Below are 13,237 nucleotides of genomic sequence, written 5' to 3' on the forward strand. Positions count from 1 at the left end.
CGAGGAGTCCTCGATGCTGGGGATCAAGGACGCCGTCACCCTACGCGGCGCCCCCCGACTCCGCCACAGGTCAAGGGAGGCATGGTGGCCGTACAAGGGCACTACGACACAAGAGCCTTGGGGCCGGACACCACGGCGGGCATGGGCGTGCAGCTGCTGGTGCTGGAGGTGCTGTGCCGGGTGGTCGGGCTGGGCACCGCGGGGTGGCTGACGGGTTCCGCGTTCGCGGTGGTGACCTGGGCGGTGCTGACGCTGGCGCTGCGCCGCTCGTGGACCGGTCCGTTCGGGCCGGCGAACCGCGTCACGCTGGCCCGGGCGATCCTGGTGGGCGGGGTGACCGCGCTGGTCGCGGACTCCTTCGACCGGCGGGCCCCGGTCGCGGTGCTGACCGCGCTGGCCACGGTGGCGCTGATCCTGGACGCCGTGGACGGCCAGGTGGCCCGCCGCACCGACACGGCGACGCGGCTGGGGGCGCGCTTCGACATGGAGGTCGACGCGTTCCTGATCCTCGTGCTGTGCGTGTACGTCGCGATGCCGCTGGGCGTCTGGGTCCTGGCCATCGGTCTGATGCGGTACGCGTTCGTCGCGGCGTCCTGGGCATGGCCGTGGTTGCGCGGTGAGCTGCCGCCGAGCATGGCCCGGAAGACGGTGGCGGCGCTGCAGGGCATCGTGCTGGTGGTGGCCGGCGCCGGGATCGTGCCGCGGGAGGTGGCCGGCGCTGCGGTGGCCGGCGCGCTGGCGCTGCTGGTGTGGTCGTTCGGACGGGACGTCAGGTGGCTGTGGCGGGCCCGGCCGGGGAGCCGGGGAGAGGCCCCTACGTGCCCGCGTGCCGTCCCAGATAGACGACCAGCGCGAGAAAGAGCAGCAGCAGGTTCGTGACGAGGACGGAGAGCAGGACCCGGCGCAACAGGCCGGTGCGCGGCGCCCGGTGGGTGACCAGTACGGCGCCGGGCAGCCGGGCCAGCTGGAGACCCGGGCGGAGCGCGGTGGTGCGCGGGTGCCGGACGCCGCAGCGCGGGGAGGCGTGGTGACGGGCGGTCGGCTGGGGGCAGCCTCGGCCGTGTCCGTGGGGGCGGCGCAACGGCCCCCGGGCCGGCGGGCGCCCGCGGCAGGGCCGGCCGGCACCCGGGCCGGAGGGCGCCGGTATGCAGGTGCGGGAGCGGACCGCCCGCCAGGGCGGCGGTCCCTTACGCCGTGCTGCGCCGGACATCCGCGCTCACCCGGTCCCGGTGGGGAGTGACCGGGCGCCGCTCACGTCCGCGCCCCTGCCCGGCCCGCACCGCGGGTCTGGTGTGCCCGTACCGACTCGGCGAAACCGCCCACGCATGGTCCTCCGCGTTCAGGCCGTACGGCCGTCGCGTCATCTGTTGAATTGCGGATTTCTGCAACTGTAGACGACGGGGGTGCCCGACCTGAATGGGTGGGCCGGACAAACCGGGTGCACTCCCGGCGCGCGATCCCGGTGGACAGGCGCCGGACCTCCGCGGACACTGACGCGCATGAGCTCACTGATACGGCACGTCACCGTCGACTGCACCGATGCCCACCGGCTGGCGACCTTCTGGGCCGAGGTGCTGGGCGGTTCGCTGGCCGAGGACGACTTCCCGGGGGATCCCGAGGCCACGGTCAGCACCGCGGCCGGTGCGCTGCTGTTCGTCGCGGTGCCCGAGGCCAAAGCCGGGAAGAACCGGCTGCATCTGGATCTGCAGCCGCAGGACCGCGGCCGCGACGAGGAGGTCGAGCGGCTGCTGGCGCTCGGCGCGACCCTGGTCGCCGACCACCGCCGGCCCGACGGGACGGGGTGGGCGACGATGGCCGACATCGAGGGCAACGAGTTCTGCGTGGAGCGCAGCGCGGCGGAACGCGCGGGCTGAGGCGGGCGGTCAACTCCCTTGCGTACGGGCTGCGTCGAGGCGGCCAGGGGTGGTCCTGCGGCTGGTGTACGGGCCTACTCGGCCGGTCGGCGGAGGTAGGTCCGCAGGTGGCGGGCCGTCAGGGTGTCGCCGGTGGTGACGAGGTCGGCGGGGGTGCCTTCGAAGACGATGCGGCCGCCGTCGTGGCCGGCGCCGGGACCGAGGTCGACGATCCAGTCGGCGTGGGCCATGACGGCCTGGTGGTGTTCGATGACGATGACGGTGTTGCCGTCGTCGACGAGCCGGTCGAGCAGGCCCAGCAGCTTGTCCACGTCGGCCGGATGCAGTCCGCTGGTGGGTTCGTCGAGGACGTAGAGGGCGCCCTTCTCGGCCATGTGGAGGGCGAGTTTGAGCCGCTGCCGCTCACCCCCGGAGAGCGTGGTGAGCGGCTGGCCGAGGCCGAGGTAGGCCAGGCCCACGTCGGCGAGCCGGTCGAGGACGGTGCGGGCCTGGCCGGAGGGGAAGAACTCCCGGGCCTCGGCGACCGACATCGCGAGCACCTCGCTGATGTTCTTGCCGCGCAGGGTGTAGGTGAGCACCTCGGGCGTGAACCGCCGGCCCTCGCACTCCTCGCAGACGGCGGCCACACCGGCCATCATCGCCAGGTCGGTGTAGACCAGTCCGATGCCCTTGCAGGTGGGGCAGGCGCCTTCGGAGTTGGCACTGAACAGTCCCGGGCCGACACCGTTGGCCCGGGCGAAGGCGGTGCGCACCGGGCCGAGCAGGCCGGTGTAGGTGGCCGGGTTGGAGCGCCGGGAGCCGCGGATCGGGGACTGGTCGGCGGTGATGACGCCGTCCCGGCCGCTCAGTGAGCCGTGGACGAGGGAGCTCTTGCCCGAGCCGGCCACGCCGGTGACGACGGTGAGCACGCCGAGCGGCAGGTCGACGCTGACGTCCTTGAGGTTGTGGGTGGTCGCGCCGGTGACGGCGAGCAAGCCGGTGGGCCGCCGGACCTGCTCGCGCAGCCCGGCACGGTGGTCGAGATGGCGGCCGGTGAGGGTGCCGGAGGCCCGCAGGCCGGGGACGTCGCCGGTGTAGCAGAGGCGTCCGCCGGCCGGTCCGGCGCCGGGGCCGAGGTCGACGACGTGGTCGGCGACGGCGATGGTCTCGGGTTTGTGCTCGACGACGAGGACGGTGTTGCCCTTGTCGCGCAGCCGCAGCAGCAGGTCGTTCATCCGCTGGATGTCGTGCGGGTGCAGGCCGACGGTGGGCTCGTCGAAGACGTAGGTGACGTCGGTCAGGCTGGAGCCGAGGTGCCGGACCATCTTCACCCGCTGGGCCTCGCCGCCGGAGAGGGTGCCGGATTCCCGGTCCAGGCTCAGATAGCCGAGGCCGATCTCGACGAGGGATTCCAGGGTGTCGCGGAGGGTGGCGACCAGCGGGGCCACCGACGGGTCGTCGATGCCGCGGACGAAGTCCACCAGATCGCTGATCTGGAGGGCGGAGCATTCGGCGATGTTGCGGCCGGCGATGCGGGAGGCGAGGGCCGCGGGATTGAGGCGGGCGCCGCCGCAGGCCCCGCAGGCGGCGAAGGTCACCGCACGGTCGACGAAGGCCCGGATGTGCGGTTGCAGGGATTCCCGGTCCTTGGCGAGATAGGTCCGCCGGACCCGGGTCAGCAGTCCTTCATAGGTGATGTTCGAGGTGCCGCGCTTGATTTTGGTGGCGGGTTTGTGCAGGAAGTCGTCCCACTGCGCGGGGGTGAAATCCGCGAGTTTCACGTCGGGGTCGAAGAATCCGGAGTGCGCGAGGGTCTGCCAGTACCACGAGCCGACGGTGAATCCGGGGGCGCTGATCGCGCCCTCGTTGAGCGAGCGCGAGGTGTCCACGAGCTGGTCGAGGTCGATGGTGGAGACCCGGCCGAGCCCCTCGCACTCGGGGCACATGCCCTCGGCGCTGTTGAAGCTGAACGCGGTGGAGGTGCCGGCGTGCGGGGTGCCCAGGCGGCTGTAGATGATCCGCAGCATGGTGTGGGCGTCGGTGGCGGTGCCGACGGTGGAGCGCGCGTTGGCGCCCATGCGTTCCTGGTCGACGACGATGGCCGCGCTCAGATTGCGCAGGGCGTCCACGTCGGGCCGGCTGCGGGCCGGCATGAAGGACTGCACGAAGGCCGTGTAGGTCTCGTTGATCAGCCGCTGGGACTCGGCCGCGACGGTGCCGAAGACCAGGGAGGACTTCCCGGATCCGGAGACGCCGGTGAAGACCGTGAGACGGCGCTTGGGTATGTCCAGGGAAATGTCGGCGAGATTGTTCTCCCGGGCACCGCGCACCTCGATCACATCGTGACCATCCGCCGCGTACGCGGTCTCCCTATCCGGCTTTCCTGCCTGCTCGGCCCCCATGTCAGCCGCCACCCCTCCTGATATCCTTACACCGTAAAGAGTTCGCCGGGCGACGTTACTTTATGGCGTAAGGAGACGGCAAGTGGTGGTATTCGCCGGCCAGGGCGACCCCCGTCGGTCGATGGCTCTGCTGTGGCGCGACGAGCGCCCCGGCGGGGCGCGTACGCGGCAGTGGCCGGGCCCCAAACCGGCCCTGAGCGTCGAGGTGATCGTCCGGGCCGGGATCGCGGTCGCCGACGCGGAGGGCATGGCGGCCCTGTCCATGCGCGCGGTCGGCGAGCGACTGGGGCGTACCGCCATGGCGCTGTACACCTACGTCCCGGGCAAGAGCGAGCTGGTGGACCTGATGTACGACCAGGTGCTGGCCGAACTGCCGCACGACTACGACCCGGCGGCGGGCTGGCGGGCCGCGGTGACCTCCTGGGCCGAGGACACCTGGGAGTTCTACCTGCGCCACCCCTGGGTGCTCCAGGTCTCCCAGGCCCGCCCGGTGCTCGGCCCGCACGAGTACCGCGCCCTGGAGACGCTGCTCCGGCTGCTGTACGCCACCGGTCTTGACTCCGCGGAGCTGCGGCGGGTGGTCGGGACGCTGGTGCACGTCGTGCGCGGGGCCGCGCGGACCGTCGCCGAGTCCCGGGTGGCCGCGGCCTCGACCGGGGTGTCCGACGAGGACTGGTGGCTGGCGCGGTCCGGGATGCTGGAGGAGGTGGTGCCCGACTTCGCCGAGCGCTTCCCGCTGCTGGTCCGGCTGGAGACCGAGGGCGCGGCCCCGGTCACCGACGACTCGGTGCCGTATCTGGAACGCCAGGCGCGGGCCACCTTCGAGGGCGGGCTCGCGGTCGTCCTGGACGGGGTCGAGGCGGCGATCCGGCGCGCCCGCTGAGCCGGGACCGGACGCACCCGCCGCGCCGCCGAGGGCCGTTGGGGTGATGAAGGGGGCGTCATGCCCCTTGCCGGTGTCGTCGGCCGGGCCCCGCGCGTTGGTCTGCCATGACCGTCTTCCGCGTCCGACCGTGGTTCCTGCCGGCCAGCCTCACGGCGTTCCTGAGCGAGGTGTGGCCGGACGGGCCGGCTGACCCACCGTCGGATGCCGGGCCCGGGGACCGTGCGGACGCGGCATCCGATACCCGGTCAGGTGAGTGCCGGCCGGGCGATCCGCCGACCGGCACAGGGAGCCGCGGCGAGCATCCGGAGAACCCCGCTGACCGGCCCTGATGCGCGGCCGGACGGACGGCCGGCCAGCGGACTTGACGGCGTGTCGGACGCCCGCGGGCGCGCCCTCGGCCGTCATCGGATCACCACAAATGGCGAGCGGGTCTGATCGCCCATAGCTTCGCCTCATGGCCCTACAACAGATGACACTCCTGGGCTGCGTCGCCGCGGTGATGGCCGGCGGACTGGGCGCGGCACCCCCCTCCGATGCCCCGGGACGGCATGTCGTCCGCCCGGGCGAGTCGATCCAGCAGGCGGTGGACGCGGCCCGGCCGGGTGACACCGTCGTCCTCCGGCCCGGGGTCTACCGCGAGAGCGTGCTGATCACCACGCCGCGGCTGCACCTCGTCGGGGCCGGCAAGAAGACGGTGATCCGCCCGTCGGCGAAGCGGGCGGCGAACCGCTGCGGCGAGGAAGGCAACGGCATCTGCGTGCTCGGCTCGCGGCACCGGCTGCTCCGGGGCGTCAGCATCCGCGCGTTGACCGTCACCGGCTTCAAGCAGAACGGCATCTGGGCCTCCGGCACCGACCGGCTGTCCGTGCACGGGGTGACGTCCCGGAAGAACGGGGTCTGGGGCATCGCGCAGGAGAAGTCCATCCGCGGCGTGATCCGCGACAACTTCGTCACCGGCAACGGCGATTCCGGCATCTTCCTGGCGAACACCGTCAAGGAGGAGGGCGGCGCGACCGACACCCGGGGCGCGTCGATCACCGAGAACCGGATGTCCCACAACCGGATCGGTGTCACCATCCGCCGGGTCAGGAACCTGACGGTCGGCCACAACACCGTCGTCGGGAACTGCGCCGGGGTCTTCATCGTCGGCGACGAGTCCCGCCCCCGGGCGGGCGCACTGACCGTACGGGACAACGACGTCTCCCGGAACAACAAGCACTGCGCCGCCACCAAGCGGCTGCCGTTCCTCCAGGGCTCGGGCATCGTGCTCACCGGCACCGAGCGGGCGCTGGTGCGGCACAACCTGGTCCGCGACAACCGGGGCAAGTCGCCGCTCTCCGGCGGCGTCGTCCTCTTCCACAGCTTCGTGGGCGCGCTCAACGAGCACAACACCGTCGTCGACAACATCGTGCTGCGCAACAAGCCGGTCGACCTGGCCAACCGGGACCCCAAGGGCCGGGGGAACAGGTTCGTCCGCAACGTCTGCCGGACCTCGAAGCCGGCCGGGCTGTGCTGACGGCCCACCGGGCGCACCCGGTACCACGGGTGCACTCACCTACCACGGGAGAATAGAGGCGGAATGACCACCGTAAGTCCCACGCCCCAGTCGGCCATGCGGCTGCGGGAGCTCGTCTTCGGAGCCGCGTGCGCGGCGGCGGTACGGGCGGCGGCGCGACTCGGCGTCGCCGACGCGCTCGGCGACCGGCCGGCCTCCGCCGAGGAGCTGGCAGCCGAGGTGAAGGCCGAACCGCGGCCGCTGGAGAGGCTGTTGCGCGCGCTGTCCTGCTACGGGATCTTCGCCGAGACCGACGACGGGAAGTACGTCCACACCGACATGTCGCGGATGCTGCGCGAGGACACCCCGAACAGCCTGCGCTACATCTCCCTGTGGTGCACCGAGCCGTGGACCTGGGAGGCGTGGCCGCGGCTGGACGAGGCGGTGCGCTCCGGGCGCGATGTCTTCGACGACCTGTACGGCAAGAGCTTCTTCGAGTACCTGCACCAGGACGCCGCCGAGTCCGCCCAGGTCTTCGACCGGGCCATGACCACCTCCAGCAAGCAGTCGGCCGAGGACGTCGCCCGGCTGCTGGACCTGTCGAAGGCGCAGTCGGTGGCGGACATCGGCGGCGGGCAGGGCCACGTCCTCGCCAGCCTGCTGGAGAAGCACCCCTCGCTGGAGGGCACCCTGCTCGACCTGCCCACGGTCGTGGCGCAACCGGACCCCCGGCTGCGCGCGGGCGGCCCGCTCGCCCCGCGGGTGACGGTGGTGCCCGGCGACTGCCGGGAGGACATCCCGGTCCGGGCCGACGTCTACATCATCAAGAACATCCTGGAGTGGGACGACGACTCCACCCGCCGGACGCTGCACAACGTCAAGGCGGCGGCCCGGCCCGGTGCCCGGGTCGTGGTCATCGAGAACCTCGTCGACGACAGCCCGTCGATGAAGTTCACCACCGCCATGGACCTGCTGCTCCTGCTGAACGTGGGCGGCGCCAAGCACACCAAGGACAGCATGATCCGCCGGATCTCGGACGCCGGGCTGGAGGTGCACGACGTCCTCGTCGTCAACCCGTACCTGCACGCCTTCGAGTGCACCGTCCCGGCCTGAGGACGCGGCCGCCGCAGAGGAACCCGTCCGCGCACGGCCGGCCGCCCGGCGGGGAGAGCTCTCCCCGCCGGGCGGCCGTGCCGGTTCCCGGGTGGCGGCCGGAGCCCGAGGGATCGCCTCGGCCCGGCCTGCGCGTCAGCGGCTGCCGTCGCGCTCCCAGCGGTAGAACTGCTGGGCCATCGCGTCCTTCGGGCTCCGCCAGGTCTCGGGGTCGTAGGCGCTGACGAAGGCGGACAGCTTGTCGCTCACCGCGCGGAACTCGGGGTGCTCGGTGACCTTGGCGATCTCCGGGCCGGGCGGCCGGTCCGATTCGATGAGGTGCAGGTACACGTCACCGAACTGGAACAGGGTCCGCCGCGAGACACCGACCAGGTGCGGGAGTTCCGTACGGTCGGACTCGCGGAAGACGTCCGCGATGTCCGGTGCCGAACCGGGTTTCATGCGGGCGACGATCAGAGCGTGATGCATCGGGAAGATCCCTTCGTTGCCGCCGGAGGGCGGTCCGGACGCGGCCCGGCGGGCCGTCAGCTGACCGTGGCGGACCGCAGCTCACGGTCCCGCTGCTCGATCTTGTCCCGGATGAGCTCCATCTGGATCCGGGAGTTGCGGTTGATGAGCTCGGTCATGCCCTTGTCGTCGACCGGGGCGTCCGGCTTCATCGCGAAGTCCTGGGTCCAGTGCATCGAGGTGCCGCCCGGGATCTCGGAGTACTGCCAGTGGATGTCCATGTGCGCGAACGGGCCGGTCTCGACCCGGCGGGCGCGGACGGTGCGGTGGGCGCGGTCGACGACCCGCTCGGAGACCCAGCTCCAGACGGTGCCGTTGTCGTCCGGGTGCATGGTCAGCCGGAAGGTGGTCTTGTCGCCCTCGCGGGACAGCACCTCGACCGCGGCGTACTCGCTGAACAGCTGCGGCCAGTTCTCGATGTCGTTGGTGATGTCCCAGACGAGGTCGAGGGGCGCGGCGATGGTGATGTCGTTCTCGGTGTGGCCGGGCATGTCAGGCTCCTGTCGTAGGCACTTTGTCGGCTTCCATGGGGGCTTTGCTGGGGGTGTTGACGAGGGCGAGGAAGTCGCGCGGCGTCCTGCAGCGCTCCGCGTCGGTCGGCATCGGCCGGCCGCGCCGGTTCTCCAGCTCGCCCACGATGCCCAGCAGGCCCAGCGAGTCCAGGCCGAACTCGGCGAAGGTCGAGTCGGCCCGGTTCGCCAGGTCCTTCGGGTCGACGGTCAGGCCGGCGGCGGACTTCATCAGCGCTGCCAGCTCGTCGAGGGTCAGTTGAGCGGTCATTGCGGTTCTCCTTCTCATGAGGGGGACGGCGGGCCCTGCCGCAGCACCATTGCCGCGTTCGAGCCCATCAGTCCCCGGCTCAGCACCAGCGCCGTCCGCAGTTCGGCTGGGCGGGCCCGGCCGGTCACGACGTCAAGGTCGTGGCACACGTCGACGACGTTGGGGGTGGGCGGCACCACACCGTGTTCCATGGCGAGCACCGCGGCCGCGATGTCCAGGACGGGGGCACCGCAGTACGCCCGCCCGGTGCCGGTCTTGGGCGCGGTCACCGGGACCCGGGTGGCCTGCCGGCCCAGGGTGTCCGCGAGGGCCAGCGCCTCGGCCCGGTCGGCCGAGGGGACGCCCAGCGCGTCCGCGAACACCACGTCGATCTCGTCCGGGGCGCACCGCGCGTCCTCCAGCGCGCCGCGGATGGCGTGGGCGAGTCCGGCCCGGGACTCCTCCCACCGGGAGGCGCCGGTGAAGGTCGCGGCGTGTCCGGACAGTTCGGCCCGGACGGGTGCGCCGCGGCCCTCGGCCGCCGTCGCCTCCTCGACGACCAGCATCGCGCCGCCTTCGGCGGGCACGAATCCGCAGGCGCCGTCGGTGAACGGGCGGTAGGCGCGGACCGGGTCGTCGAGCGTGCTCAGATCGTCGTAGCCGAGCTGGCAGACGACCGAGTAGGGGGCCAGCGGTGCCTCGGCGGCGCCCACGACGACCGCGTCGGTGCCGCGCCGCACGGTGCGGCAGGCGTGCGCCAGGGCGTCCAGGCCGCCCGCCTCGTCGCTGGCCACGACTCCGCAGGGGCCCTTGAAGCCGCCGCGGATGGAGATCTGTCCGGTACTGGCGGCGTAGAACCAGGCGATCGACTGGTAGGGGCCGACGTACTTGGAGCCCTGCCCCCAGAGCCGTTGCAGCTCGCGCTGGCCGAACTCGCCGCCGCCGGAGCCGGCGGCCGTGACGACGCCGACCGCGAACGGCGAGTCGGCGTAGTCGGCGCGGCCGAGGCGGGCGTCGTCCAGCGCGAGGTTGGCCGCTGCCATGGCGAAATGGGTGAACCGGTCGGTCTGGACGAGGTAGCGCTCCTCGATCAGGTCCGCCGGGTCGAAGCCGCGCACCTCACCGGCGACCTTGAGCGGCAGGTGCTCGCAGCCCTCCCGGGTCACCCGGTCGAGGACGCTGATGCCTTCCTTGGTCGCCTTCCAGAAGGCATCGGTGCTCACCCCGTTGGGGGCGATCACCCCCATGCCCGTGACGACGGAGCGTCGTTCCTTCGGGGAGCTCATGTTGCCCTCCCACCCTGTCGGGTCAGTACCACCGCTGACTGGAATCCGCCGAAGCCGCTGCCGACCGAGAGCACCGAACGCAGCGGCAGTTCCCGCGCCGTTCTGGGCACGTAGTCGAGGTCGCACTCCGGGTCCGGGGTCTCGTAGTTGGCCGTCGGCGGCACGACCTGGTGGGTCAGTGCCAGCACGCAGGCGACGATCTCGATGGCGCCGATCGCGCCCAGCGAGTGGCCCACCATGGATTTGATGGAGCTCATCGGCACCTTGTGGGCGTGTGCGCCCAGCGACCGTTTGACCGCGGCGGTCTCGTGCCGGTCGTTCTGCTGGGTGCCCGAGCCGTGCGCGTTGACGTAGTCGACCTGGGTGGCGTCGAGCCTGGCGTGGTCGAGCGCGCGGTTGATCGCCTCGGCCATCTCCAGGCCCTCCTGGGTCAGCCCGGTCATGTGGTATGCGTTGCCGAAGGTGGCGTAGCCGCGGATCTCGCAGTGCACGGTCGCACCGCGGGCCCGGGCGTGCTCCAGCTCCTCCAGGACGAGCACGGCGCCGCCCTCGCCCATGACGAATCCGTCGCGGTGGGCGTCGAACGGCCGGGAGGCGTGGGCGGGGTCGTCGTTGTTGGCGGAGGTCGCCTTGATCGCGTCGAAGCAGGCCACGGTGATCGGGGAGATCGGCGAGTCCGACGCGCCGGCGATGCAGACGTCGACCTTGCCCTCCTCGATGGACTGGAAGGCGTAGCCGATGGCGTCGAGGCCGGAGGTGCAGCCCGTGGAGACGGTCTGCACCGGGCCGTGCGCGCCGACCTGTTCGGCCACCGCGGAGGCCAGCGAACTGGGCGAGAAGGCCCGCTCCAGATAGCGGCCGGCCGGCCGGTGGTCGACGTCCCAGCGCTTGCCGCGGTCGCTCACGGCGACGTAGTCGTGTTCGAGGCGGGTGGTGCCGCCGACCGCGGTGCCCAGGGAGACCCCGATGCGCCAGGGGTCCTCCCGCTCGGGGTCGAGGCCGGCGTCGCGCAGCGCCTCGTCCGCGGCGACCATGGCGAACTGGACGTACCGGTCCGAGCGGGCGACCTGTTCCGCGCTCAGGCCGTGCGCCGCGGGGTCGAAGTCGCATTCGGCGGCGATGCGCGAGCGGAATCCCTCCGGGTCGAAGAGGGTGATGCCACGGGTCGCCGTACGGCCGGCGGACAGCAGGTCCCAGAAGGCGGGCACTCCCACCCCGCCGGGCGCGACGATCCCGACTCCGGTGACCGCCACGCGGCGACTCATGACACCGGCTCCGTGTGTTCGGGCGGGGCGGCGGGGCTGCTCTCCTCGGTGCCCTCGGTGTCGACGTGCCCCAGCTCGGGGCGGGGCGCCAGCGGGCCGAGGTGGAAGACCATCCGGGCCTCGACGTCCCCGACGTTGCGGAACCGGTGCCGCATGTAGGGCGGGATGAGCAGGCCCTGGTCCGGGCGCAGCGGGTGGGGCTCCCCGTCGAGGTCCACTTCGAGCGCGCCCTGGACGACGTACACGAACTCCTCGGAGTACGGGTGGTAGTGCTCGCCGATGCGCTCGCCGGGCTGTACGAGGGCCATGCCCATGAAGCCGCTCGTGGCGCCCACCGCGCTGGGTGTCAGCATGGCGCGCAGATCACCTCCGCGCCGGCGGTTGGGCTGGGTCTCGCTGAGGTCCACGATGCGTGGGCGGTGCGTGGTCATGGCTGATTCCTCCAGGGGCGTGAAGCCGGCGATGGGTTGGGATGGGACCTGCTCCGGGCGGACGCTTTCAGGCGCCCGGGGACCGGCGGTCGGTGATCAGGGCCATGTCGCAGCGCGCGAGGAAGCGCGCGAGCTCGCGGTCGTTGGACAGACCGCCGGCCACTTCGGTGTCGAGCAGACGCCGCAGCACCGCCGTCTTGCGCTCACCGCGGATGCCGAGCGAGAGCAACGGGTCCTGGTCGAGCGGGATCCGCATGTCGACGAGCCGGACGACGACGTCGTCGCGCTGGAAGATGGTGCTGCCGGCGACGGGGCAGTCCGGGTCGTCGGCGGCCAGCTCGTCCTGGCGGGCCAGCATCCTGGCCAGCGCCATGCCGCAGCCTCCCTTGGCGGGGTAGAACAGCGCGTGGCGCCGTACGTCCTCGGGCCGGGCGCTGCCGGAGGCGACGTGGTGCACGGCGGGCAGGGCGGCGCGGGTGAAGAACACCCGGGCGGAGTTCGCGTCGCTGAGGTCGCGGTCCTGCTCCAGGTAGGGGTTGATGGCCTCCTCGACGGCCCGGACCTCGGGCTGCTGGGAGACGTGGCGGAGCGCCGCGACCAGGTCGCCCTGCACCTCCACCGCGCGGACGACGCGGTTGCCGTGCATGAACAGGGAGGTGCGGCGCAGCCGGGTGGTGTCGTCGACCCGGGCCTCCGGCGAGTCGTAGCCGGCCAGGATCTCGGCGACCTGCTCCTCGCTGCCGGGCTTCACGGTGAAGGTCAGCGCGTGCCGCACCACACCGTCGCCGACGCGGGGGTTGGCCTGGAGCCGGCCCTTGGGGGGCTCGGGGGCCCGGGCGGCGATGTTCGAGGTCTCGCGCAGGACGCTGAAGCGCAGCGAGCGGGTGTCGCGGACGCAGGCGTGCAGCGGCTGGACCATCTTGACGTGTTCCTCGCTGTTGACCCAGGCGAGGAAGGGGGGCGCGCTCTCCCATTCGCTGGTGATCAGCCACTGCGAGGGGTTCTCGATGGACTGGCACAGCTGGTCGGTGAGGTGCCCGGGGACGGACGCGACCTGGTTGCGCAGGTGCTCGTAGGCTTCGAGGAACTGCTGCTGGGCTCCGTCGTGGAGGTCCAGGAGCAGTACGACCCTGAGCCGGGAGCCGTCGAAGGCTGACTGGGATATTCGTTCCGACAGCGTTGTCATCGTCTACGCATCTCCTTCGGTGCCCGTTGGCCCCTGTGGTGCGTCGTCAGTTCC

Annotated in this window: 14 protein-coding genes; 5 read left to right on the top strand and 9 right to left on the bottom strand. The window is 72.0% G+C overall.

Features of this window, described 5'->3' with window-relative positions; all coding sequences use genetic code 11:
* The first annotated feature begins 84 nt into the window (after positions 1–84).
* On the top strand, positions 85–879 hold the full coding sequence (locus V2J85_RS04805) for a CDP-alcohol phosphatidyltransferase family protein (protein WP_261957235.1): 795 nt from the start codon (positions 85–87) through the stop codon (positions 877–879).
* Here the strand turns inward: V2J85_RS04805 and V2J85_RS04810 are convergent.
* On the bottom strand, positions 815–1,210 hold the full coding sequence (locus V2J85_RS04810; protein WP_261952907.1) for a hypothetical protein: 396 nt from the start codon (positions 1,208–1,210) through the stop codon (positions 815–817). The two genes, V2J85_RS04805 and V2J85_RS04810, sit on opposite strands and share 65 nt — an antisense overlap.
* A 289-nt stretch (positions 1,211–1,499) precedes the next feature.
* Here V2J85_RS04810 and V2J85_RS04815 point away from each other — a divergent pair, with 289 nt between their 5' ends.
* Positions 1,500–1,874, top strand: a complete 375-nt coding sequence (locus tag V2J85_RS04815) for a VOC family protein (RefSeq protein ID WP_261952906.1) — start codon at positions 1,500–1,502, stop codon at positions 1,872–1,874.
* Between the two features lie 74 nt (positions 1,875–1,948).
* Here the strand turns inward: V2J85_RS04815 and V2J85_RS04820 are convergent, their stop codons facing one another.
* The gene (locus V2J85_RS04820) at positions 1,949–4,255 is read right to left on the bottom strand and encodes an excinuclease ABC subunit UvrA (protein WP_261957234.1); all 2,307 of its coding nucleotides are present in this window, start codon (positions 4,253–4,255) and stop codon (positions 1,949–1,951) included.
* Between the two features lie 82 nt (positions 4,256–4,337).
* On the opposite strand from V2J85_RS04820, the gene V2J85_RS04825 reads away from it, so the two are divergent.
* From V2J85_RS04825 to V2J85_RS04835, 3 genes are all read left to right on the top strand, one after another.
* Entirely contained in the window at positions 4,338–5,138 is an 801-nt protein-coding gene (locus tag V2J85_RS04825) for a TetR/AcrR family transcriptional regulator (protein ID WP_261952905.1), read from the top strand.
* A 457-nt stretch (positions 5,139–5,595) separates the two neighbouring features.
* Positions 5,596–6,657: a right-handed parallel beta-helix repeat-containing protein gene (locus V2J85_RS04830; RefSeq protein ID WP_261952904.1), complete on the top strand. Its 1,062-nt coding sequence runs from the start codon at positions 5,596–5,598 to the stop codon at positions 6,655–6,657.
* A 63-nt stretch (positions 6,658–6,720) separates the two neighbouring features.
* On the top strand, positions 6,721–7,749 hold the full coding sequence (locus V2J85_RS04835; protein ID WP_261952903.1) for an acetylserotonin O-methyltransferase: 1,029 nt from the start codon (positions 6,721–6,723) through the stop codon (positions 7,747–7,749).
* A 135-nt stretch (positions 7,750–7,884) separates the two neighbouring features.
* Here V2J85_RS04835 and V2J85_RS04840 read toward each other — a convergent pair whose 3' ends face one another.
* From V2J85_RS04840 to V2J85_RS04870, 7 genes are all read right to left on the bottom strand, one after another.
* Positions 7,885–8,217, bottom strand: a complete 333-nt coding sequence (locus V2J85_RS04840) for a TcmI family type II polyketide cyclase (RefSeq protein ID WP_261952902.1) — start codon at positions 8,215–8,217, stop codon at positions 7,885–7,887.
* 56 nt (positions 8,218–8,273) lie between these two features.
* Positions 8,274–8,747: an SRPBCC family protein gene (locus V2J85_RS04845; RefSeq protein WP_261952901.1), complete on the bottom strand. Its 474-nt coding sequence runs from the start codon at positions 8,745–8,747 to the stop codon at positions 8,274–8,276.
* 1 nt (position 8,748) lies between these two features.
* Positions 8,749–9,036 (bottom strand): acyl carrier protein, encoded by a 288-nt coding sequence (locus V2J85_RS04850; protein WP_261952900.1) that lies wholly within the window; start codon positions 9,034–9,036, stop codon positions 8,749–8,751.
* Between the two features lie 14 nt (positions 9,037–9,050).
* Positions 9,051–10,301, bottom strand: a complete 1,251-nt coding sequence (locus V2J85_RS04855; protein ID WP_261952899.1) for a ketosynthase chain-length factor — start codon at positions 10,299–10,301, stop codon at positions 9,051–9,053.
* Positions 10,298–11,566 carry a beta-ketoacyl-[acyl-carrier-protein] synthase family protein gene (locus V2J85_RS04860; protein ID WP_261952898.1) on the bottom strand — a complete coding sequence of 423 codons (1,269 nt, stop codon included), beginning with the start codon at positions 11,564–11,566 and terminating at the stop codon, positions 10,298–10,300. Before V2J85_RS04860 ends, V2J85_RS04855 begins: the two co-directional genes overlap by 4 nt.
* Entirely contained in the window at positions 11,563–11,997 is a 435-nt protein-coding gene (locus V2J85_RS04865) for a cupin domain-containing protein (RefSeq protein WP_261952897.1), read from the bottom strand. The genes V2J85_RS04860 and V2J85_RS04865 overlap by 4 nt, the downstream gene beginning before the upstream one ends.
* 67 nt (positions 11,998–12,064) lie before the next feature.
* Complete coding sequence (locus tag V2J85_RS04870; protein ID WP_261952896.1) at positions 12,065–13,183, bottom strand: TcmI family type II polyketide cyclase; 1,119 nt, start codon at positions 13,181–13,183, stop codon at positions 12,065–12,067.
* Positions 13,184–13,237 lie beyond the last annotated feature (54 nt).

Source organism: Streptomyces bugieae (genome assembly GCF_036352915.1).
Lineage (GTDB): Bacteria > Actinomycetota > Actinomycetes > Streptomycetales > Streptomycetaceae > Streptomyces > Streptomyces endophytica.

Bases quoted from the DNA above. Each gene is read 5' to 3' on its own strand.
- V2J85_RS04855 (WP_261952899.1), bottom strand. From the start codon at position 10,301: ATGAGCTCCCCGAAGGAACGACGCTCCGTCGTCACGGGCATGGGGGTG.
- V2J85_RS04870 (WP_261952896.1), bottom strand. From the start codon at position 13,183: ATGACAACGCTGTCGGAACGAATATCCCAGTCAGCCTTCGACGGCTCC.
- V2J85_RS04840 (WP_261952902.1), bottom strand. From the start codon at position 8,217: ATGCATCACGCTCTGATCGTCGCCCGCATGAAACCCGGTTCGGCACCG.
- V2J85_RS04810 (WP_261952907.1), bottom strand. From the start codon at position 1,210: ATGTCCGGCGCAGCACGGCGTAAGGGACCGCCGCCCTGGCGGGCGGTC.
- V2J85_RS04830 (WP_261952904.1), top strand. From the start codon at position 5,596: ATGGCCCTACAACAGATGACACTCCTGGGCTGCGTCGCCGCGGTGATG.
- V2J85_RS04845 (WP_261952901.1), bottom strand. From the start codon at position 8,747: ATGCCCGGCCACACCGAGAACGACATCACCATCGCCGCGCCCCTCGAC.
- V2J85_RS04820 (WP_261957234.1), bottom strand. From the start codon at position 4,255: ATGGGGGCCGAGCAGGCAGGAAAGCCGGATAGGGAGACCGCGTACGCG.
- V2J85_RS04835 (WP_261952903.1), top strand. From the start codon at position 6,721: ATGACCACCGTAAGTCCCACGCCCCAGTCGGCCATGCGGCTGCGGGAG.
- V2J85_RS04860 (WP_261952898.1), bottom strand. From the start codon at position 11,566: ATGAGTCGCCGCGTGGCGGTCACCGGAGTCGGGATCGTCGCGCCCGGC.
- V2J85_RS04865 (WP_261952897.1), bottom strand. From the start codon at position 11,997: ATGACCACGCACCGCCCACGCATCGTGGACCTCAGCGAGACCCAGCCC.
- V2J85_RS04850 (WP_261952900.1), bottom strand. From the start codon at position 9,036: ATGACCGCTCAACTGACCCTCGACGAGCTGGCAGCGCTGATGAAGTCC.
- V2J85_RS04815 (WP_261952906.1), top strand. From the start codon at position 1,500: ATGAGCTCACTGATACGGCACGTCACCGTCGACTGCACCGATGCCCAC.